The sequence below is a fragment of the Leptospira fluminis genome (assembly GCF_004771275.1).
Classification (GTDB): domain Bacteria; phylum Spirochaetota; class Leptospiria; order Leptospirales; family Leptospiraceae; genus Leptospira_B; species Leptospira_B fluminis.
Genome location: NZ_RQEV01000010.1, coordinates 31,837 through 53,898, shown reverse-complemented (window position 1 = coordinate 53,898; position 22,062 = coordinate 31,837). Strand labels below are relative to the sequence as shown.

Here is a 22,062-nt window from a genome sequence, read left to right as displayed (position 1 = left end):
TATGGCTCGAAAAACTTCACATTTTCTTAAAATTCTTGCGATCTGTGCGCTTTTTTGCCAGACGTGCACGATCAAAGCTCCTTTGATCACTTTCACTCAGACCCAGACCGCTTCCGAAAAACAAATGTTAGGCGAGGATAGGAGTTTGGAAAAGGACGGATGGCTCATCGCCTCCATTAAGACTTCCTCCTCCGGTTCCGAGATCTGGGAACGGGATCTTGTCCAAGAGGAATTTTCCGATCCGGCGGACCGGACTTTTTATATCGCATTACGGACCTTGGCCTATTTGGCCAGGGAAACCAAGGAATATCTGTCGGCGGGTCTTCTTGCCGAAGGCTTGGACGGAAAGATCCGGATGAATCCGAAATCGAAGGAGGTCGGCGCGGACAAGGCCTTGGCCAAGGAGGAATTCAGAACGAGACTTTCCGAATTGATCAAAATCACGAATGAGAATCGGGAATTGGTCGTTCAGTCCAAGTTCCGTAAAGATTTTTCCCGTCACGAGAAGCCGCTTACGGAAAAGGAGAAGGCAATGGTCAAGCAGTCCCTTGTTCTTACCTGGTACAAATCCGTCGCCTCCGGGGAATATTACGAATCTTCTACCGGCGTTTGGAAAAAGAAGGATTAGATTTTCATGCGCCGTTTCGGTCTCGCGATCGCAATTTCTGCCCTGGTTCCGCTCTTCGATTGCGCCTTGTTGAGCTCCGTCGAAAAAATCAAACCGATAGAATTCGATTACGGGCCGATCTCCCGAAATTATTTCCGGCCCGAAAACGACAAACCTTTCCCTCTTACGGTTCAAAGAGGGAATAACCTATACAATTCGACCACGAAAGACGGACGCTATCTCTTTTATACGACCGGTCAAAAAGGGAATTTCGACATATGGTTCCGCGACTTGAAGAGTTCCGTGGTCGTTCCCGTCACGGATCACCCCTCTTCGGAATACAAACCCGCCGTCAGTCCCGACGGAACGAAGCTGGTTTTCGTGTCGGAGCAGTACGATTCCTCCGGCGACCTAGTCTTATTGAAGATGAAACCTTCCGAATGGGCGATCAAAATTCTGGACGGGAAAAGGTTTCTGAATACTGATTTCAAGTTCTTAACGAATCCTGAATATGATACGCCGGGAAAATCCGATCGTTTCCTAGACACGGATCCGAATTGGAGCCCCGATAATCGGCATATCGTCTTTTCCTCCGATAGGCTCAGCCCGGGGATCCCGAATTTGGTTCTGATGGATTCGGAAGGAAAGGAAAAAACTAGAAGATTGACCGAAAAAGGAGGCGCCAGCCCCTTTTGGTCGGAGGACGGAAAGTCCATTACGTTTATATCCTATTCCGATTCGGAAAGAGGCGAGGTGTATCTTTTCGATATCGCTTCTTCCAAAATTAAAAGGATCACAAAGGACGATTATCTCGACTTTTCCCCGAGCCTGTCGCCGGACGGGCGCTATCTTTACTACACGTCCATTCGGAGCGATTCCGATCGAAACGGAAAGGTCGACGAGCGTGACAATAGCGTGATCGTCCGCTTGGATCGGACGAACGGAAAGGAGAAGAAGTTAACGTCCGGAAATTTCTCCCTTTTCGATACGAAGTATTCCAGGTTCAACGGCGGAAGCGTACTCTTTACCGCTTCCTTTTACGATACGATGAACGTATATTTTTTGCCTGCAGAAGGCTCCGTTCCCAAGTCCGCGGATATAGGCGCCCAATACGAGCTAGCTCTGGAATATAAAAAGAAGCAGAGTTTCGAGGACTTTCTACTCGCGTTGGATTCGATTGAGTCGTATTTCGCCGAAGATCCGCTGCTTCCCGTCTTTAAAGCTAAGGCCCGTCTCGAAAAATACCGGGAATCGAAAAAAAAAGGTCGGATTGTAGTTTTGAACGAGATTCGCAAGGAGATGCTCGCGTCCAAGATGCATCCGACGGAAGGTTTGAGTTACGCCTATCTACTCAATACCGAAGGATCGAAACCGAACGAATTGCGGGACTATTCCGCTCTGTTGCGGAGCGTTTCCGGAGCGGACAAGCAATCTCTTGCCGCCTTGGAGGAGCATATCGGGGCGATCTACGAAGAGGCGGGGGACGAGAAAACCGCATTAGAACGTTATGAATTTCTTTCCAAGTCCTTTCCCGAATTTTATAATATTCGACAGGTCCGAAGGAAGATCGGTGCGATCCGTTTTTCCTCCTCGGAAGAATCCGGATGGAAACTCCCCGAAGTTCTGATATCCGCTGCGAACGATCCTAATAGTTCCACGGAGGATCTTCGAAATATATACGAGCTTTTGGAATCGAATACGTTTTCCGACCGTTCCGATGCGGAAAAAATCCGGATCGCGGACGCCGCGGAGACGGTAAATTCGTTAAAAACGAAATCCCCGTTTTTAAGCCGTTACTTCGCGTATTTAAAGGCTGCCGGTTTGAAAGGACAAGGGGAATACAAGAAAAGTAATGCAGTTCTGGATTCCTTCGTCGAGCAGTTGAAGCCCGAGGATCCTTTATTCTTAAAATCTCATATATTGAAATCTGAAAATTTTCGGGGAGTAGGCGATACTCGGAATTCCCTCACGGAATTGAGGACTTTTTTGGAGAATTACGATTCTAATTCGGGAGTTCCCATCGATGAAAGTGAAATGGAAAGATCCTTTCTTTATTTCGAGAACCTTGCCCGAAATTACGAGAATCGATCGGATTTTTTACAGGCCTCTTTCCATTATTTTTTCAACGCCGAGAATATGTTTTTGGCCAAGAGTAAGAATCTCTTTTTGGACAGCTTATATAAGGACTACGCGATCTATTACCAAAAATTGATGGTCGATACCTCTTTTAAATTGGCCAAATCGATCAGCGAAAAGAATTCCAAAGGGCTTCTAGGCGCCTTGAATCCGGTCGAATTCGATCCTCTGGACAAAAAGGAAGGATTACTCTACGTTACCCAGTATTATGAAAAAGAAAAAATCCTTCCTCGCGCCAGGACCTTTCTTGATCTTGCGACTTTGTACGGATACGCCTATTATCTGATCAACAGGTCCGTGATACGGGAGACGTATTATTACGCCGCCGGTACAATGGATGCGAGTAAAAAGGAGATCGCACTTAGGGATTACAAGCAAGCGGAATACGAGCTTCGGTGGATCATCTTCGCGGACCCGACCTACCACGACGCTTACCAACTTTTGGGATGGTTGTACCAATACGTGGACATCATGAAGTCCCGGAAAGTTTCGGATGACGAGCCGTCGGACGAGGACAATTATAAGAGCGTTTACGGAAAATATTTCCCGGAAAAGAATTTCGAAGAGAACGTCGAGCTCTACAGCCAAATCCTGGAATTGTTGGGGGAGAAATTTCCGAATAAGAAAGCCCTTTCCGATCTACGGTTAAATCTCGCGAATAATTACTTTTTGCTGAAGAACTACCCGAAAGCGGACGAGCAATACGCGTTGGTCGAATCCTATTCCAAGGTCATTCTTTTCAAAGCCCAGTTCGAGGATTACCGTCAAAAGGCGGTCTTTCTTTTTAACTCAGCAAGATCGTCCATATACATGTCCCGGTATTCGGAGGCCATCCGAAAATTGAAGGATGCCGCCGCGTTGTATTCCGAAAACGAATTTCCGAAATTGTTCGCCCAATCCGATTTTACTGGGCAGTTCGGAAGTTACCGCGAGAAACTCGCGCTTATATATACGCTGATCGGGCTTTCTTCTATGGAATCCGGCGATTTCGAAACTTCGATCTCATATTACAGGGACGCATTGAAGCTGAACGAAAATTCGAAGTTGGTGGATCCGGTCAATCTCTACAACGCGTTAGCTCTGAGTTTGCAAAAGATCGGCAATCTTTCGGAGTCGGAAGCGAATCTGAAAAAGGCCGAGGAGTCCGCTCGCGAACGCGGGATCAATTGGTTTCCCAAGAAAGTTAAGATCACCGTTTGGGACTATTTTTGGGATTTCGTATTCGATACGGTCCTGCCGGATTCCACCCGAGTCTCGGGTTCCGGACGCTTTCCCGAGGCGATTCCCGTCGCTTATCAACCTCTGCTTTCGTCCGGAATCCGATTGAACAACCTACTTTTGGAGCACAATTACAGTCTGTCGGCCGAAGAAATCGATAAGCGACTGGAATACGTGAATCGTAAAGGTTTGGGCGGACACTTCGCAGGCAAGCTGATCCAATCCCAATCTTGGAACGATCTGGGATTCGTCAGATACAAAAGAGGAGAGTTCGAAAGTGCGAAGCGGGCGTTCCGCATGCAGAAGGATTACGAGACCTCGACCAGCGAACTCGGGTCCCGTTCCTTTTCTTCCTTTAGAAGATCATTATATTCTCTTTTTGCCGAAATAGAGGCAGACGATTCTGGTGTCGCCGGAAAGTACGAGAAGGAGCTTGCCGATTCGTCTGAATATTTGGAGTCGATAAAACGAAGATATCTGGCATCCTGCATATCCTTGTTCGAGGACGAGGACAAAATTTCGGTCAGAAAAAGATGCTCCGACAATTTCTACCGGGAAAATTACGATTTCGACGTGCTCTCCGCGAACGTACTCTATTATTCCGGCGAAGAAAAGTTGAAACGGAAGGCCTGGATAGATGCCTTCGAAAATCTGGGAAAGGCCGCGAGTCTGTTGGAGAATCCTTCCGGTCTTCCCAAGGAAGTGGTTGGTCTCAATCAGGACCCGTTCAGCAAAAAGGAGAGGGTGACTCACTCGTTAAGTCGAGCGAGTATTTTTTACCGTCTTGGCGATTTTGAAAGAGCCTATCTTTGTTTGAATTTTGCGGAAGAGATGGCCAACGAATTCTTTTACGGAATCGAGTTGATCCAGACGTGGGTCCTGCAGGCTCGTCTGGATCTGGCCTCCGGAAAATCCGCCCAGGCGGAAACCAAAATCGGTAAGGCGGAAAACCTTCTTAGGAATCAAGCGCATATCATAGCAGATTCCAAGGGTTTTTTATTAAGGGATTTGTACGAAACCAAGGCACGCATAGAAGCGGAGTCGGGGGATTTACATAAAGCCTTCCGGACTTGGGAGAGGTATCGAACCTTGCTCCTGTTTAGAAATTTCCAAAAAGGAATTTGGGAATTGGAAGAGGGCAAAAAGGAATACTCGGAGTTCGATACCGCTTGGCGAAATTTTCGGACGTCGTACCTGAAATACCAATCCTCTTTGGAAAGGAGAAACGACGTCAAAGAGGCGGAAGCGAATCTGGCCAAATCCTCCTCTATTGCCAGGGAGTCCCTTGCAAAACTAAAGAATTCCCTTCCGGGAAGGAGAAATTTCCTGAACCCGTTCGGTGATTCCGAGGATCGCCCGCTCGGCCCTTCGGAAGTAGAATTTAAAATTCTTAAAATATTCGGGAAAAATTATATACGAATCGGATCCGCGAGCGGGGTTCGATTTTCGAGAGTAACGGGCGGAGAGAAGGAAGTTTTGGCCGAACTTTCTCGACAACCGGAATGGCTCCGTTCCAAAACGATCGATCCCGGAAATACGAGCTACGCCGCCGCCATACTCCGATCGGCCCCGGATGCGGTTTTCAAAGCGGATCTGGAACCGATTAGAACCGACGACCCGGGAAGTTTTTCCTCCAAAACGGTGGCTACGTTTGTCCCTCTTTCCCTCGAGCCCCGAGCTAGAGAAATCAAAGGCGGGAATCTGGGACCGCTCTTGGAGGATACGGACGTAGTCGCTTCTCCCTTGCCTGAGTTGCAAAGCGATTTTCTTTTCGGAGAAAGAAGGCCGGATAGACTGGATTTCAAGGAGATCTTTTCCAAAAATCATAAGATTTCGACGGCGATTTTCTGGGAAAAGGGCGTTCCGTCCTGGAGGAAGGCGGTGAAAGCCGCAACGGTCGCTATCGGATCCGGAATCGATCGGGTCTATATTTGTTCCGTCGGAGACAGTTGTATAAACGAAGTGTTTCGGGAATTGCGGGGGGAAACGTCCGCAGCGAACGTTTACCGTTTCGGCAAGATGTCCGGTTTGCGAGCGCCGGACACCAAACGGGCGGGAGAACTCTTCGTCGATTCCAGAAATTTCGAGATGGTCGGAAACGATTCCAAAGCGTACGATTCCCTTTTTCTTGCCCGCAATTATACGAAAGCCGGGGCCGACTTTGCGCTCAGAATCGAGGAGAATCTGCTCAGAGTCCTGAGAAAAAAACACGGACGCGTATCGGCAAAAGAGATCTTAGCGCTGGCATACGAACCTAGGGCGGAGGCCCAGGTGGAGGATCTTCACTTCGCAATTTGCCTTTCCGCATTGTTGGAGCATTCCGATCGGAATTGCGATTGGGCGGATTTCTCGCCGGAAAAAAAGGAAATCGTCTCTGCGATCGTATCCTTAAAGGCAGGCAGCGGAAAAATCTCACCCGAACTTTCCGTGGATCCGAAAGTTTACGATCCGTTTTTATTCCGGATCCGGCTGGCCGAAATCGCTTTGGAAACATATTCGCCGGAGATCGTGCGTTTGCAGTTGGCAAGAGCGGCAAAAATTCTTCCACCTAACGGAGGAAAGGAGCGCATCGGGCGTTTGGAGGCCGACCTCGCCAGGCAAATTTCCTTGTTAGAGGAATCATCGGAGCCGGGGGAAATACCCGCGAAACTCGGCGATCGGGAGAACGGCTCCGCCGGTGAAAAGGAATACACGCTTCACTTGGGCTCACTCGCCAAAAAGAAATCCTCCGGAAAAAGAATTTCCCCCGTTACCTTACACTCGGAAATTTTCGGTGCCTCCCCGGAATTATTTGGGGGACTAGATTCCTCGGAAAGGGGACTCCTAGTGGATCTTTTGAGATATTCATTAAGCGAAGAGTCCGCCGACGAAATGTCCGGCTTTCAGAATTCCTATCTGGACTTCGAAGTGAAAAGGGGGAATCTTCCCCGGGCCTGTCGCACCGCGATGGAGATTTCCCGCGCGTATTACACGAGAGGAAATTACGAGAAAGCGAAAGTATGGCTTGCAAAAGCGGAAGGTATCTCCGACGAATCCTCGAATCCGGAGATTTTCTATTTAAAATATAAATTAAACGCGATCGGAGGAAAGGTCGCAGAGGCTGTTTCCGATTCGCCTTATACCGATTCCATGAAATTCTACCGGGAAGCACTTTCAAAGAATTCCAAGGATCTGTTGAATGTCGCGAATCGCTGGGTGAACTCACGGAAAAAATTCCCTTTTTCCCCCCGGGAAAAAAGGGAATTGGACGATTTTCTGGTCTACCTACAGCATCTCGCGTTTCAAAAGAACGATTCCGAATCGTTCTTTGACCTGGCCGTCGCTAAGGATCGGATTTCGGCGTATCGGAAAAGCGTTTTGGGCGGAACTCCTTTCTTTTCCGACATTCCGAAATTCGAATCCGTATCCTTCCGTCTGGAGGAAAAATTACCCGCCGACCAGGAATTACTTGCTGTTGTCGATCTGGGATTGACTTCCTTTTACATCAAGTTTTTGCGCGGGAAATCCAACGGGGATATCGCTTACAAGGACAACCGCAGGCTTAAGTCGTCTATATTCAAATATCATGAAGAAGCCGAAAAAGGAGGTGCGGAAATTCTGCTCCGGGAATCGTTGGAAACCGAATATCGCCAGAGTATCCGGATCTCGAAAAATAAGGTCACGTATCTGTATTTATCTTCCTATCATTTTCTAGTCCCTTTAAGTCCGCGCTCGGAGGAGGAGGTGTATTACGTAACGGATCCAGCGCTTTTGCTCGACAATCCTCCGCACCGGGAAAAAGACGAGTTCTTACCCGGATTCGGTATCCTGTTTAAAGAAAGCTCCTCCGCTCCGGAATGGTTAAAACGCCTATTTAAGCTGGATACATTAGAAATCGGGAATATGGGATTGTCGCGAATATCTCCGTTTTTGCTGATCCGGGAACCTCTGGAGTTGGACGAACATAAAGGGATTTTGCTCGGCGGGAAAAACGTATCGGAAATTTCCGGATTGAAGGCGGACGGGCCGTGGATGCTATCCGCCTCTCTGTTGGAGGAATTTTTCTCAGGATCGAATCATTTTCGCGATTCCTTATATTTTCTTCAAAAAGGAATTCGCGGATCCGGAATCGTAAATTTGGGTTTCCAGACGGACACGCATAATTCGCGATTTTTACGGGAACTGACCAGGAGGGAAAGCGTAAGCATTTCTTTACGGAACCGATTTTTAAAAGCCATGGACGTGATGAAGGAGTTGTATCCTTTTGATAAATATTGGAACGGATATCGACTTTTTACGACTTCTTTCGTGATACGTTAGTCTCTCAGGGAATTCGGACAGGCTTCGGAGCGATCTAAGGAGTCTTTTCCTGCAATAGCTTTCTTCGTTCCGATTCGGAAAGTTTTCCCAATTTTCTCATTTCCTCGTTGAACTTGGCAAAGTCGCCGTTCCATTCGGAGAATTTCCTTCGAAAAAAGTCCGTTCCGGAATGGTAGCGGAGCATACCTACGAAGTCCTCGTTGTTCCATTCCCGCTCGGAAAGTCTGACGGATTCGATGTGGGTCCATTTTTGACTTTTTAATTCCTTTTTGAATTCGCCAAGAATCCCTTTTTTTCTGCTTTTCAAGTCTTCGTCGGATCCTCCTTTGGAATATTCTTCGTTTAACAGAATTGCCGTCTTTTTCAAAAGAATCAGGTATTCTTTCCGCTCCTTTTCCGCTTTCTCCCGGGATTCGAGCAGGCGCCTTCCCCCGACAGAAGGCAGGTAGGAGCGGCTTCCTTCCTCTTCTATAAAACTCGCATAACTCTCGTTAAATGTAGAGTCTCCCGGAAAATAAACCGTGGCGTGCGCCATTTCATGGAGCACAAGGGATGCGAGTTCCCCTTCGTCCTCGTACAGTTGCGAGGAAAAGAGCGGATCTTCGAACCAGCCCAACGTGGAATAACCGGCCGTAATTCGAAGGCGAGTGTCCCAGCCTTCCCGTTTCAATCGGATTTCCTCCTCCTTCGCTTTTTCCACGGAGAAATAACCCTTGTAGGGAACGGAGCCTAGGATCGGAAACCACCAAGTATAGGACTCGAACCTCAGGGGATGGCAGGCGGTGACATGCCAACCGATCGCATCCCGATCCAACGCGAAATAACTTTTGAATCCTCCTTTCGGAGAGAGAGCCATGGAGGAGATTCCGTACTGCCGGATTCTTTCCACTTTTCTCAATTTTTCCTTGGTCTTTTCCGGAACGTTCGGATCCGAAAATACCTCTTCGAAAGGCCGTTTGTAGATCATGAATTTCGCCTGTTCCTTTCCCAAATGAAACAGGTAGGGAAGGCAACCTTGCGAAGCGACCCATATTAGGAAAAAGAAAGGGCCGAGCTTTGCGGAGAATCGGAGTCGACGATTTGTCGATGGAAAGACAGGATGGGTAGAGGTAGTTTCCATGCGATTCTCTCTTCCTCCGGTAGTGGCAGTGAACGCCGGATTGGCCATACTTTTAATTATGATCCTAATTCTTCCCGGGGAAGGCGGATTGTCTTCCTTTTTCCGAAGGGACAAACCTCTGCAATACAGGGAGCAAAAAGCCGGGATCGAACTGCAGAACGCTTTTCGAAACGTCTATCGTTTGACCAAGGACTCGGTCGTTTCCATCCGGACCAAAAAATCGGATCCCATCGTAAGTCCGTACCATTATTTCGATTACCGGAACGAACGCTTGGCCACGTTCGGCAGCGGGTTTTTGATCCATGAAAAAGGGTACATCGTCACGAATTATCACGTGATCGAAGGGGCCGAGAGTATCGAGGTCATCACTTCGGACGGCGGGGTATTTCCGGCAAAGTTCGTAGGGAGTCACGAGCGTGCGGATATTTCCCTCCTGAAAATCCGGGAAGGTTCCGGGTTAAAACCGGTTTCCTTCGGAAATTCGGACGAAATCGAGGTCGGGGATTGGGCGATCGCCATCGGTTCTCCTTTCGGACTGGAGCGTTCCTTTTCGGTCGGAGTTGTCTCGGCTAAATATAGGGAAGACCTGGATGAAACCGGACAGACTCATATCCAAATCGACAGCATGATCAATCCGGGTTCCAGCGGCGGGCCTCTCCTGAATATTTACGGCGAGGTGATCGGCATCAACCGTTTGATTCGAAGCGACACGGGAAGGAACAGCGGAATCGGTTTCGCGATCCCGATGAATTATGCCAAGAAAATCATCCAACTGATCCAGGAAAATAAGGGGAGAACCATTCGTCCGGCTACTCTGGGAGTGATGGCGACAGTCCCCCTTTCGGACCATAGAAAGGCTTTGGGAATCCCGAACGGCTGGACCGGAGTGTTGGTCTATGATATAGAAGCCGGTTCTTCGGCGGAAGCCTCCGGAATCAAAAGATACGATTTCATTTTGGAAGCGAACGGATTACCCGTGAAAAATATTAATGATCTTCGCGGGCAGGTCGGAATAGTGGGATTAGGGGGGAAGCTCAAACTCCGGATTTATCGGGATAAGACTCTCCAAGAACTCGTGGTTCGATTGGTCCAAAAATAAGTACTAACCAGGCGGGATATGAGAAGAAATATCGTTCATAGCGGTGCGGATGCTCTCATTTACGAGATTCGCCAGATCGTAGCGGTGGCAAAGAAGCTGGAGGCTTTAGGCGTCCAAGTCACGTACGAGAATATCGGAGATCCGATACAAAAGGGGGAAAAGGTCGCTCCCTGGATGAAGAAGATCGTTTCCGATCTGATTTTACAGGACGGATCTTGGGCCTATACGGCTACCCAAGGATACGAAAAAACCCGTAAGTTCCTGGCCGCGAAAGTGAACGAGAGGGGAGGAGCCCAGATCTCCTCGGACGATTTATTATTCTTTAATGGACTCGGGGATGCGGTAGCGAAGATTTTCGGCTTTATGAGAAGGGAGGCTCGGGTGCTCGGACCTAGTCCCGCTTATTCCACGCTTTCTTCCGCAGAGGCCGCGCATTCCGGGTACGAGCACCTAACGTACAACCTTCTCCCGGAAAGGGGTTGGATGCCGGATCTAGAGGATATAGAGAACAAGGTAAAATACAACGATTCGATCACCGGCATTTTGATGATCAATCCGGACAATCCCACGGGAGCGGTCTACGGAAAGGACGTCATGAGAAAGATCGTCGCGATCGCCGAAAAATACGACCTGATGGTGATCTGCGACGAGACCTACGCGCACATCAATTATTCCGAGACGGGGACCATCCATCTTTCCGAAGTGATAGGAGATAAGGTCTGCGGGGTCGCCTTACGCTCCATTTCCAAGGAATTTCCCTGGCCGGGGGGGCGTTGCGGCTGGCTGGAGATTTTTAATAAAGACAAGGATCCGGTCTTTGCCAGGTACATAAAATCCTTATTGGATGCAAAAATGCTGGAAGTCTGTTCGACGGCTCTTCCCCAGATGGCCATTCCGGAAGTGTATTCGCATCCGGAATTCATTCCCCACCTGAAATTCAGGAACGAAAAATTCAGAAAAAAAGCCAAGAGCGCCGTGCGGTATTTCGACGGATTAAAAGGAGTGCGAGTCGTGGAACCCAAGGGCGCATTTTATCTGACGGTGGCCTTTGACGAAGGGACACTGAAGGGAAATATGTCTTTGCCGATCCGGAATTCCGACGCGGAAAATTTCATCAAACCTCTCTTGGAAAAATGCGCGAACGATCGGAGATTCGTATACTATCTTCTCGCCTCCACTGGAATTTGCGTCGTGCCTTTGACTTCCTTCTGTACGGATAGACACGGGTTTCGTGTGACCTTGTTGGAAGAAGACGAGGAAAAATTCCACTGGATCTATTCCACTCTCCGGTCCAGCATCGAGGAATACATCCGTTCGGCTTAGTACAGATGGAAAAAAAGGATGGAGCTCCTTTTAAGATCGGGGTCATGGACTCCGGAATGGGAGGATTGTCGGTGCTCCGGCACCTTTGCACTCTCCCTTTCGAAGTGGAATACCTGTATTACGGGGATCTGGCGAATTCTCCTTACGGAGAAAAGAGCACCGAAGAAGTGCTTCGGCTAACGCTTTCCGTTTGTCATTCCTTACTCGAAAAAGGGGCGAGCGCGATTCTGATCGCTTGCAATACCGCTACCTCGGCCGCAGCTGCGGATCTCAGAAAAGAATTGTCCGTGCCGGTTTTCGGAATGGAACCCGCGATTAAGCCGGCTCTACTCGCCCATCCGGGAGAAAAAATCGCGTTATTGGCGACTTCCGTGACTCACCGGGAGGAGAAGCTCCGAAATCTGAAGTCTTCCTTGGATGCGGAGGGGAGGATCCTTCATTTGGAATGCGACGGTCTGGCGTCCGCCGTGGACCGGGGGGACGCGCAACGCACCAGAGATTTTGTCCGAACCATCCTAGACGTCCCTAAAAAAGAGGGGGTCCGAGGACTGGTACTGGGTTGCACGCATTACGTTTTTTTAAAAAAACAGATCCTTTCCATTTATCCGAAGGCGGACCTCTATGACGGAAACGAAGGTACGGTCCGCCATTTAGTTGCGAGTCTGGGACTGGAACGTTTTCCGGGCAACTCTACGAGCCGGATTCACTTTTCGGGGGTTTCCGAAGGGGATATTGCGTATTCGTTCGCGAAGAAACTGCTGGATTCTACGGAAGAGAATTTTCCTTAGACCGGATAAAATTTTTTTCCAGGCCTTCTTTTTTTGGTTCCCACTCTCCGCTCGGAGATCTAAAGTATGGAAACCTTATGAATCGGCCGATCGAAATTCTTTTCATTGCACATGTTCTGGCCTTCTCGGTGATTGCATCCGCCTGCAAACCGAAAGAAGAAGGCGGGGTAAAGGCGGTAGTTACGTTCCTTTCCGGTAAGGCCACCGCTTTGAAATCCGGAAAGGACTTGAAATATAACGATCTCGTTCCGGAAGAAGAAACGATTCATACTGCAAAAGACGGGCTTGTGGACCTGACGACTCCTTTAGGAACCATCCGATTATTGGGCGGGACCGAAACTTCTCTCGCGGCATTGAAGCAGGACCAAGCCTATCTGAAAGTCAACGACGGGAATATTCTGGTAAAAGTGGTAAAACTCTCCAAAAACCAATCCATTTCCGTGGATACCCCCGCCGTAGTGGCGGCGGTGAGGGGAACCCAATTTTGGGGGCAGGTCAATCGTTCCGCAGAAACCGGAACCTTTGCGGTACGGGAAGGAAGTGTTTTGATCACTCGGAAAACGGATGAGTCGCGGGTTCTCGTCAAGGCGGGGGAAGCGGTGGATCTGAAGCCCGGTATGGCACCTCTGGCCACTCGACCGGCCTTGGATGCGGAACTTTCCGCCATGGACCAGATCGACCAAATGAAATAGCCCGGAACTCCGGAGCCTTTTTTTTCTGTCCAGAAGACTCCGTTCGGGAATTCTGTTCTTGAGCGGGTCAAATGGAAGAAAAAATCACCTACAAAAGCGCCGGTGTCGATACGGAAGCCGGTCAGGACTTTGTAAAAAGAATCAAGGAAAACGTGGAATCAACCCATGGCGCAAGGGTCGTGGGAGGATTGGGGGGATTTTCCGGCGGATTCGACGTTTCTTTCCTGAAAAATTACAAAAACCCGGTCCTGCTTTCCGGCACGGACGGAGTCGGCACCAAATTGGAATTGGCTCGTCTTTTAGGAATGTATGATACTGTCGGGATAGACCTGGTCGCGATGTGCGTGAACGATATTCTGGTCAGCGGAGGGGAACCTCTCTTCTTCTTGGATTATATCGCCTGCGGAAAATTGGATCCAGCGAAAATGGAAAAGATCGTTTCCGGAATCGTAAAAGGATGTCGTCTGTCCGGCGCCGCTTTGTTGGGCGGAGAAACCGCGGAACATCCCGGAACCATGGAAGAGGATGAATACGATCTGGCAGGTTTTACGGTTGGAGCCGTAGAAAAGGAAGATATGATCGACGGTTCCAAGATCCGACCGGGAGACGTTATTTTAGGTTTGGAATCTTCCGGGCCGCACAGCAACGGATTTTCTTTTATTAGAAAATTGTACCTCCCGGGAGGAAGAAATCTTCCTCAGGATTCCGAAGTTACGGAATTTCTGCGGGAATACGCTTTGCGTCCTACCAGAATTTATGTGCAGAGTATCCTTTCCCTGGTACGCAGAGTCGAGGTGAAAGGAATGGTTCATATCACCGGAGGCGGGTTTTACGAGAACATTCCGAGAGTCCTTCCGGAGAATTGTGCGGCTTCCTTGGAAAGGTCCTCTCTTCCTTCGAGTCCGTTTTTCGAACGTTTAAAAAAAGATTTTCCGAATATAGAGGAAAAGGAACTGTTCTCCACTTTCAACATGGGTATCGGATACGTCGCGATCGTTTCTCCCGATGCGGAAGAGATCGCTACAAAGACTCTGGAAGAAAAAGGAGAAAGCGTCCGGAAAATCGGAACGGTTATTTCCCGTAAGAACGATTCCGTCCTACTCGTCTAACCAAAGTAATGGACCGAATCCGATCCTTTTTTAGAAATCCGATCTTCGTCCTTTCCAGAAAAAATCCGTTTATGCTCTCGCGCTGGAGCATTCTTTACGTTTTACTCGGGTTATTCGGAGGATTGTTTGCGGCATTGTTTTGGAAGGTGCTGGAATACCTGACCGTATTTATCGGAAAGTTGGAAGGACCTTGGATCATCGCTCTGATGACGGTTTCCGGACTGGGAATCGGACTTATCATTTATTTTCTCGGAGAGCCGGGAGAAATCTCATTAGTAATCGATAATATAAGATTCAAAGGGGGAAAGCTGGATACGAAAAGCAATCCTTCGATGGCGGCTTCCTCTCTCTTGAGCATCTCTTCCGGAGGAAGCGCCGGCCCGGAAGCGCCTTTGATCCAGATCATAGGATCCATAGGAAGCTGGTTTGCTGAATTGCTGGGACTGGAGGGGGAAGAACTTCGCTCCATGACCATCGCCGGAATGGCTTCGGGATTCACGTCCTTGTTCGGTTCTCCGCTGGGAGGAGCGCTCTTCGCTCTCGAAATTTTACAGCATAGACACGTAGTGGAATATTACGAGGCTCTCTTGCCGGCATTTCTTTCCAGTTGTTCCGCCTACTTTGTTTTTCTCTGGATGACGGATATGGGAATCGGTCCTACCTGGCAATTTCCCCAGTATGTCCCCGGCGGGATCGAGGACTTCGAGAATGCCATCGCGTTCGGCATTGCCGGCGCAGCAGTCGGATGGATTTTTTACGGAGTGTTTCGTGCCACGAAATTCTCTTTCGCAAAAGTTCCGGGACCGATTTTCGTAAAGACTACGTTAGGCGGACTCCTGCTAGGTTGTATCGCTTTTTATCAACCATTGACCCGTTATTTCGGCCATGACCAATTGAACCAAATCGTGACGACCCAAGGAAACTGGATTTTTTTCGGCAGTTTGGTCTTATTGAAGATCCTCGCGATCAATACCACGATTTCGAGCGGTTGGAGAGGGGGGATCATCATCCCCTTGTTTTTCGTAGGGGCGACCACAGGTAGGTTTTTGATGGATTTTTTCCCCACGGAAAACGAATCCTTTTTGCTGATCTGTCTCATGGCATCGGTCAACGCTTCCGTAACGAAGACTCCGGTGAGCACGACCATTCTATTAGCGGATTTGACCGGGGTTTCCAGCTTTACTCCCGTGCTCTTCGCTTCCTTGAGCGGATATTTTCTTTCTCCTAAGGCTCCCTTTATCCGATCCCAGGCCGACAGTAACTAGGTCTTTTTCCCGGGCATTCCGGGGAAATCGTAGACAGAAGCCGCGGAATCTTAGTCTTTTATAAAATTAAAATGAGTCGGAAACCGAAGCATTCTTTCTCCTTTGTCCTGACCCTTTTACTGATCGTTTCCTGCCGCCCGTTTCCGAAAGGCGGAATCGTAACGGACGGGGTTTTGCATTGGGACCAAGCGAAGACCTCTCACAGGGGAGACTGTTTTCGTTTAACGGGAAAATGGAAATTCGCCTGGCTGGGAGAAAGGCCGAGCCGCGAGTTACCCGGCGACCCTGCGATTTTTTCCCTACAAACGACCCCGGGAAGTTGGACAGGAGAGGTTTGGCAAGGGCAAACTCTACCCGAATACGGTAAGGCTCTATATCGGCTAGAATTGACTTCCACCGGTCGGGTCGAAAATCTGCATCTGGTCAGTTTCGATCAAGGTACGAATTATAGAATCTTGTTTAACGGTAGAGTGTTAACCGAAGTAGGTAGGGTGGGAGATCCTTCTCCGGACGCATTGGCGCTTTTGACGAGCTATGTCGTTCTCCCTCCTTGGGAAAAGAAGGCGAATCTGGATTTCGAGATTTCGAATTATTATTATAGAAAAGGCGGACTTTGGAAGCCTCCTATCTTCGGCGAGCCTGTCTGTGTGCAGAAATATTACGAGGACAGGAGAGATCTGGAATCCCTGCTGATAGGAGGATTGCTCTTTCTCGGGCTGTTCCATATTTTCGTTTCCGTATTTTATAAAAAGGATCCGTCCGCCTTGGTACTCGGGTGTTTTTCCATCGTGGTCTGTGTCAGGCTCTACTCAACCGGAGTTCGCTTATTCCCGGAGCATTTTCCCGTCGGTCCGGAAATTTATCTCAGAACAGAGTTCATCACCTGGTTCATCGGAATGCCTTTGGGACTTCATTTTCTATATTCCGTTTTTCCGATCGATGCGGGTCGCATCCTATTGAAGATCGGATATTCCGTCGCTTCCGTCTTTGTGCTCGCGACGTTGTTGACCGGTTCGAACGTGTATTCTCATCTGATCGGACCGTCTTACATAGCCTTCGTTTTGATGTCCGGAGCCTCCTTTTACGTACTGGCCAAAGCGGTTCGCAACCGACGTCCAGGCGCGCTTTTATATCTTTTCGGATTCTTTGCCCTATTATTCTTTTTGGCCAGCGAGATCCTCTATCATTCGGAAATGTTGGACTCCTGGGAATTGAGCGGAGTGGGAGTGGGAATTTTCGTACTTTCCAACGCACTCTCTCTTGCCAGCAAATTGCTGAGCGCTTTTCGGGAAAGGGAACAAGCTCAGGAAATACTGAATCTGGACCTGGAGGAATTGGTCAAGAAACGTACCCGAGAGTTGGAATGGGCTAGGGACGAGGCGGAAGCCGCCAATCGCGCCAAGAGCGAATTTTTGATCAACGTGGATCACGAGGTTCGGACTCCGATGAACGGAATCATCGGAATCACCGAGATGCTTTTGGAAAGCGACCTTAAGCCGGAACAAAGGGAGATGATGGAGCTTCTGAAAAAAAGCGGAGACGCGATGATGGTCATTCTCGGATCCATGTTGGACGCTTCGAATTTGGAAAAAGGGACCTTGCTTCTCATCCATCGTCCCTTTCATTTGAAGGCCGCCGTGTACGAGGCAGCCATGAGAACGGAGGATCCCATTCGAGAAAAGGGACTTTTCTTTTCCGTCTCTCTTCCGGACGACATTCCTGACGAAGTAGTAGGAGACGAGGTCCGATTCAAACGGATGCTGATCGGCCTTTTGGAAAACGCGGAGAAATTCACGAAACAAGGTTCCATCGTTCTTCGCGGTGAATTGCTGGCAAAGACCCAGTTCGCTTATAGATTATGTTTCGAAGTGGAAGACACAGGAATCGGGATCGCGGAAGACAAGTGGGAATCCATTTTCGATCCTTTTCAACAAGTGGATTCCGGAGTCACCAAGCCTTTCCAGGGAGCGGGCTTAGGTCTTTCCTTGAGCCGAGCGCTCGCGAGAAAGATGGACGGAGATATCAATGTGAAAAGTTCCCCGGGAAAAGGTTCCGTCTTTAGGTTGGAGTTAAGCCTTTCAAAGCCGGAAATCCAACCTTGACATTCCGTACCTCAGGAGAATGCTAGTACCCATGACAAGGATACGGGAACTCAGTCCGGAATTGATCAATCAAATCGCCGCAGGAGAAGTCATAGAATCCGCACATTCCGTTTTGAAGGAGTTGATGGAAAACTCCGTGGACGCGGGGTCTTCGTCGATAGAGGTGGAGACTAGAGACGGAGGTCTGACCTCATTGACGGTCTCCGACGACGGTTCCGGTATCCAGGAAGAGGATCTGGAGCTCTCCCTAAAACGGCACGCCACGAGTAAGATAACGAATCTCCGCGATTTGGAACTGGTACTTTCGTACGGTTTTCGAGGAGAAGCCCTGGCTTCCATTGCCTCCGTATCCAGACTTACTATGGAAACCGGAATCGGGGAAAAAACCGCGTGGAAGGTCCGGAGCGAAAAAGGGGAGATCGTGTCCAAGGACGCGATTCCTGGTTTTCGTGGTACCCGGATCTTTATCGAAGATCTTTTCTACAATACTCCCGTGCGCAGAAAATTCCTGAGGTCGGTCCGGTCCGAGGACAAACGGATCCGGGATCGCTTCGTTACCCAGGCTTTATCCCGGGAAGATCTGCGGTTTCGCCTGGTCCAGGACGGTAAGGAAATATTCCGCCTTTCCGCAAAGGACAAGAAGGAACGGATCGTGGATCTTTTCGGAGAGAATTTCCGGGATCATCTACTGGAAGTGAATCTGGAAAAAAGAGGGTGGAAAGCCCGCGGGTATATCAGCGATCCCGACTTTTACAAATCCAATCGTACCGGACAACATATCTTCGTGAACGGTCGTCCGGTCGAGATCAAGTATTCCTCCCATCTATTAAAAAAATGTTATGACGAGCTTCTACCTCCGAACGCGCATCCCTATTGTTTCCTATTCTTCGAGGTGGAACCTGAATCGATCGATGTTAACGTTCATCCGGCCAAAAAGGAGATCCGCTTTCTGGACGAGGAATCGTTCAATACGTTTTTCCTACAGTTGATCCAGAAGGAACTTCGATCCAGCACTCCGGTCAGCTTTTTGGAACTTCGAAATCGACTCTTGCGTTCCGAAAAACCGAAGGTTACCGCCGGCTTCCAGACTTCTCCTCGAGAGACCTTCGGAGAACAACAGTTATTAGGCGAAGAACTTTACAGAGAAGTTCGGCATACTTCCTCCTTTCCCGTAGAACAGGTCGGTCCGGGATCCAGATTGGAGGATCTGACCGACGAACCGCGCAAACATTCCGAATTCATCCCGAAAAAACATTTCGGCCTTCTATTCGAGACCTTCATACTCGCGGAAGCGGAGGACGGATTCTATATCATCGACCAGCACACCGCTCACGAAAGGATACGCTACGAAGAAGTGCTGAAGAAATTGAGGCGTAAAAATTACGGAATCCAACCTTTACTGACGCCGATCCGGATTCCGGTTTCGAGACAAGAGGCCGAGGATATCCGGGAAAGGACGAACGAATACGAGGAAGTCGGTCTGAAACTGGATCCTTTGGGAGACGATAGCTTAGTGCTCAGAGAGGTACCGGGATACTTTTTGCCCGGACACGAAAAGGAGATCGTATTGGATTTTCTAAACCGGATCGGAGGAAAAGAAGTCCCCGAGCCGGAGCTGTACGATCTCATGGCAAAATGCGTGGCTTGCCGCTCCGCGATCAAAAAAGGCGACCAACTTTCGGACCATCTGATCGCGGAGATCCTGAACCGGCTCAGCTACTGCGAAAATCCGTCCCGATGTCCGCATGGACGTCCCACGCTCGTAAAATTGACTCGGGAAGATTTGGAAAGAATGTTTCATCGTAGGTGACCCTTGAACGAAAAAACCGTCGAAATTTCACAATCCACGGAAAAGGTTTTGTCCCGCTTACTCCGGCAAACCCTGATCGCGAGTCTCGTTTTATTTTTAGGGGTCCTTTTCTTAGCCAGGTTCTTTCACGAACCCGTATTGCAGGTCTCCAAGGCGTTCATCGATTTTACCGGACCTTTAGGAGTCGGGATCGCGATTTTGATCGCGGATTCGGTACACGTTTTTCTTCCTCCGGATACGTTTCTGATCATCGCCGTTGCCGCCGGACTGTCCGATGCTTGGGTCATCTCTTCCGCTTCGATCGGTTCCCTGATCGCAGGTTGTTGTTCCTATGCCCAAGGAAAATACCTCCTTCCCAAATTGGATTCCTTTACCCGCTTCGTGAGAAAGCACGAAGAGAAACTCGAGATTTACGTAAAACGTTTCGGCTTTTGGGCGGTGGTCTTGGGAGCCCTGACTCCTTTGCCTTACTCCTGGACCAGCGTCGCTGCCGGTGCCATGGGAATGAGATTCCGCCTGTTTTTGCTTGCCGCATTGTTCCGAATTCCTAGATTTTATATCTATTATTATCTGATCAAAGGAGGATGGATCGCGGTCTAAGGTGAAACGCCTTTCTTAGGGAATCCGTTCCGAGCCGTCGTTTCTGTATGGAAGAATCTCCACTCCTGTTTCCGAAAACCCGACGGGAAATCATTCTGGAAAATCTGGACTGGTTCGGACTACCCGTTCGCATAGCCGAACTGGTTGAGAGCGTTCTCGAAGGCAAGATACGGGAGCAATCCTTGGTTTGCTGTCATAGCGCCTGCGACGTTTGCAATTCGACGATTCGTTCCTGCATCCGCAAAATCCAAAAGGAATTGGAAGGTCTTGGATAGTCTCTTTGATCGCTCTCCGCTGCCTCACAGAATTCGGCCTTCCACCTTTTCCGAAGTGATCGGCCAGGAAAAGGCGAAGTTCCAACTCCAAAAATTCAGGGAACCGGTCAGCATCATTCTGTACGGTCCTCCGGGAACGGGAAAAACCACGGTGGCAAGAATCTTGGGGAAGATTTGGAATCTTCCCTTCGTGGAGTACAACGCGGTAACGACCGGAGTCGCTGACATCAAAAAATTATTGGAGAAGGCCGAAAGCGGCGGAAGCATCCTTCTCTTTCTGGATGAGATCCATCGCTTCAGTTCCTCCCAGCAGGATAGTCTTTTGAAAGGAGTGGAAACCGGGCGTCTGGTTCTCGTCGGAGCAACGACGGAGAATCCCGCGTTTCGCATCACTCGTCCTTTGCTCTCGCGATGCCAAGTGCTCAAACTGGATCCGTTCGAGGCTCACGAAATGAAGGAGATTCTTTCGAGAGGAATTTCCCATCTTACGCCTTCGCCTTCCGTAAGCGAAGGGGCCCGTGAAATATTGGTGCGCTATTCCGGAGGAGACGCTCGTAAGTTGCTTTCCCTGTTGGAAGGACTTTCCCTTTCCGTGGAACCGGGAACAGAAATTTCCGGAAAGGACACCGAAGTCTTTTTGGAAAGTAGGGTTTTGGAATACGACCAAACCGGAGAAAGCCACTACGACGTGATTTCCGCATTCATCAAATCCGTTAGGGGGAGCGATCCGGACGCGGCTCTGTTTTATCTAGCGCTCATGCTGGAAGGAGGAGAAGATCCGATTTTTATCGCCAGGAGATTGATCATTCTTGCTTCGGAAGACGTCGGAAACGCGTCCGTGTACGGGTTACCTTTGGCCGTTTCCGGCTTGCACGCGTTGGAGGCGATCGGAATGCCAGAGGGAAGGATTATTCTTTCCCATGTGACCACGTTCCTAGCTTCCTGCCCGAAATCCAACGCCTCCTACAAAGGGATCTCGTCCGCCTCCTCGTTCGTTCGAGAAAGGGGAACCGCGCTCAACATTCCGAATCGTCTGAAGAATGCTCCCACACATCTTCATAAAAAGGAAGGAGCCGGAAAAGGATATAAGTACCCTCACGACTTCGGAGGCTTTACGGATTTTGAATATTTTCCCGACGACCTCTCCGAAAATCCTCCCCAATTCTATCGGCCCACCCGGAACGGAATGGAGGCGAAGCTCCGGGAATATCTCTCGGGAGTTTGGAAAAAAACGAAGGGAAAGGATTACGAATGACGTTCTGAAATCCGCTTTTATCCGATTTTCCGCGATTTCGTAATGGAACCGTATTATTTTGGTGCTATTCTGACCCGAAACCGTTCGGAAAAGAATTTCCGAGCCGAATCAGTCATGGAACAGAGAGTTTCGGACGAAACTTAAAAGGAAGATCAAGGGTCTCAGGTAGAGACGCGAAAAAGGGAGGTTTCGAATGTTTGAATCCGAACGTGCGAAAAGAGAAGAAACGAAATCCGTTCAAAAACTCGAAGCAAGTCGAAAGGAAAATTCCGCGGTTCCGACCAGGATCGTCAAATACGGAGCGACCAAGGAAAGTAAGCTGGTCCGTCTCCATCCCGATTTGTACGAAAAGTAGGATTTTACC

Annotated in this window: 15 protein-coding genes; 14 read left to right on the top strand and 1 reads right to left on the bottom strand. The window is 49.2% G+C overall.

Translation table 11 applies throughout. From position 1 onward, the window contains the following. The first annotated feature begins 1 nt into the window (after position 1). Together EHO61_RS09095 and EHO61_RS09090 are read left to right on the top strand one after the other, a co-directional pair. Entirely contained in the window at positions 2–628 is a 627-nt protein-coding gene (locus EHO61_RS09095; RefSeq protein ID WP_246032062.1) for a DUF1318 domain-containing protein, read from the top strand. A gap of 6 nt (positions 629–634) precedes the next feature. Continuing rightward, positions 635–8,260 carry a PD40 domain-containing protein gene (locus EHO61_RS09090; protein WP_135813311.1) on the top strand — a complete coding sequence of 2,542 codons (7,626 nt, stop codon included), beginning with the start codon at positions 635–637 and terminating at the stop codon, positions 8,258–8,260. Positions 8,261–8,294: 34 nt separating this feature from the next. Here EHO61_RS09090 and EHO61_RS09085 read toward each other — a convergent pair whose 3' ends face one another. Continuing rightward, the gene (locus tag EHO61_RS09085; RefSeq protein ID WP_135813310.1) at positions 8,295–9,380 is read right to left on the bottom strand and encodes an aminopeptidase; all 1,086 of its coding nucleotides are present in this window, start codon (positions 9,378–9,380) and stop codon (positions 8,295–8,297) included. On the opposite strand from EHO61_RS09085, the gene EHO61_RS09080 reads away from it, so the two are divergent. From EHO61_RS09080 to EHO61_RS17220, 12 genes are all read left to right on the top strand, one after another. After that, positions 9,379–10,479 carry a S1C family serine protease gene (locus tag EHO61_RS09080; protein WP_135813309.1) on the top strand — a complete coding sequence of 367 codons (1,101 nt, stop codon included), beginning with the start codon at positions 9,379–9,381 and terminating at the stop codon, positions 10,477–10,479. The genes EHO61_RS09085 and EHO61_RS09080 overlap by 2 nt on opposite strands. Positions 10,480–10,497: 18 nt before the next feature. Continuing rightward, positions 10,498–11,802 carry a pyridoxal phosphate-dependent aminotransferase gene (locus EHO61_RS09075; RefSeq protein WP_135813308.1) on the top strand — a complete coding sequence of 435 codons (1,305 nt, stop codon included), beginning with the start codon at positions 10,498–10,500 and terminating at the stop codon, positions 11,800–11,802. Positions 11,803–11,807: 5 nt separating this feature from the next. Then, positions 11,808–12,590: a glutamate racemase gene (locus EHO61_RS09070; protein ID WP_135813307.1), complete on the top strand. Its 783-nt coding sequence runs from the start codon at positions 11,808–11,810 to the stop codon at positions 12,588–12,590. Positions 12,591–12,667: 77 nt separating this feature from the next. Beyond that, positions 12,668–13,282 carry an adhesin Lsa19 gene (gene lsa19, locus EHO61_RS09065; protein WP_135813306.1) on the top strand — a complete coding sequence of 205 codons (615 nt, stop codon included), beginning with the start codon at positions 12,668–12,670 and terminating at the stop codon, positions 13,280–13,282. A gap of 71 nt (positions 13,283–13,353) precedes the next feature. Continuing rightward, positions 13,354–14,391 (top strand): phosphoribosylformylglycinamidine cyclo-ligase, encoded by a 1,038-nt coding sequence (gene purM, locus EHO61_RS09060; RefSeq protein WP_135813305.1) that lies wholly within the window; start codon positions 13,354–13,356, stop codon positions 14,389–14,391. Between the two features lie 8 nt (positions 14,392–14,399). Next, on the top strand, positions 14,400–15,656 hold the full coding sequence (locus EHO61_RS09055; RefSeq protein WP_135813304.1) for a chloride channel protein: 1,257 nt from the start codon (positions 14,400–14,402) through the stop codon (positions 15,654–15,656). 71 nt (positions 15,657–15,727) lie between these two features. Then, positions 15,728–17,758 carry a sensor histidine kinase gene (locus EHO61_RS09050; RefSeq protein ID WP_135813303.1) on the top strand — a complete coding sequence of 677 codons (2,031 nt, stop codon included), beginning with the start codon at positions 15,728–15,730 and terminating at the stop codon, positions 17,756–17,758. A gap of 31 nt (positions 17,759–17,789) precedes the next feature. Beyond that, positions 17,790–19,568, top strand: a complete 1,779-nt coding sequence (gene mutL / locus EHO61_RS09045; protein ID WP_135813468.1) for a DNA mismatch repair endonuclease MutL — start codon at positions 17,790–17,792, stop codon at positions 19,566–19,568. 3 nt (positions 19,569–19,571) lie between these two features. Further along, positions 19,572–20,168, top strand: a complete 597-nt coding sequence (locus EHO61_RS09040) for a YqaA family protein (RefSeq protein ID WP_135813302.1) — start codon at positions 19,572–19,574, stop codon at positions 20,166–20,168. A 47-nt stretch (positions 20,169–20,215) separates the two neighbouring features. Next, positions 20,216–20,443, top strand: coding sequence for a hypothetical protein (locus tag EHO61_RS09035; RefSeq protein WP_135813301.1), 228 nt, complete (start codon positions 20,216–20,218; stop codon positions 20,441–20,443). Continuing rightward, positions 20,436–21,698, top strand: a complete 1,263-nt coding sequence (locus EHO61_RS09030; RefSeq protein WP_135813300.1) for a replication-associated recombination protein A — start codon at positions 20,436–20,438, stop codon at positions 21,696–21,698. Before EHO61_RS09035 ends, EHO61_RS09030 begins: the two co-directional genes overlap by 8 nt. 193 nt (positions 21,699–21,891) lie before the next feature. Next, complete coding sequence (locus tag EHO61_RS17220; RefSeq protein WP_167880206.1) at positions 21,892–22,053, top strand: hypothetical protein; 162 nt, start codon at positions 21,892–21,894, stop codon at positions 22,051–22,053. Positions 22,054–22,062 lie beyond the last annotated feature (9 nt).

Coding starts and splice junctions, on each gene's coding strand:
- EHO61_RS09095 (WP_246032062.1), top strand. CDS start 2: ATGGCTCGAAAAACTTCACATTTTCTTAAAATTCTTGCGATCTGTGCG.
- EHO61_RS09090 (WP_135813311.1), top strand. CDS start 635: ATGCGCCGTTTCGGTCTCGCGATCGCAATTTCTGCCCTGGTTCCGCTC.
- EHO61_RS09080 (WP_135813309.1), top strand. CDS start 9,379: ATGCGATTCTCTCTTCCTCCGGTAGTGGCAGTGAACGCCGGATTGGCC.
- EHO61_RS09085 (WP_135813310.1), bottom strand. CDS start 9,380: ATGGAAACTACCTCTACCCATCCTGTCTTTCCATCGACAAATCGTCGA.
- EHO61_RS09075 (WP_135813308.1), top strand. CDS start 10,498: ATGAGAAGAAATATCGTTCATAGCGGTGCGGATGCTCTCATTTACGAG.
- EHO61_RS09070 (WP_135813307.1), top strand. CDS start 11,808: ATGGAAAAAAAGGATGGAGCTCCTTTTAAGATCGGGGTCATGGACTCC.
- lsa19 (WP_135813306.1), top strand. CDS start 12,668: ATGAATCGGCCGATCGAAATTCTTTTCATTGCACATGTTCTGGCCTTC.
- purM (WP_135813305.1), top strand. CDS start 13,354: ATGGAAGAAAAAATCACCTACAAAAGCGCCGGTGTCGATACGGAAGCC.
- EHO61_RS09055 (WP_135813304.1), top strand. CDS start 14,400: ATGGACCGAATCCGATCCTTTTTTAGAAATCCGATCTTCGTCCTTTCC.
- EHO61_RS09050 (WP_135813303.1), top strand. CDS start 15,728: ATGAGTCGGAAACCGAAGCATTCTTTCTCCTTTGTCCTGACCCTTTTA.
- mutL (WP_135813468.1), top strand. CDS start 17,790: ATGACAAGGATACGGGAACTCAGTCCGGAATTGATCAATCAAATCGCC.
- EHO61_RS09035 (WP_135813301.1), top strand. CDS start 20,216: ATGGAAGAATCTCCACTCCTGTTTCCGAAAACCCGACGGGAAATCATT.
- EHO61_RS17220 (WP_167880206.1), top strand. CDS start 21,892: ATGTTTGAATCCGAACGTGCGAAAAGAGAAGAAACGAAATCCGTTCAA.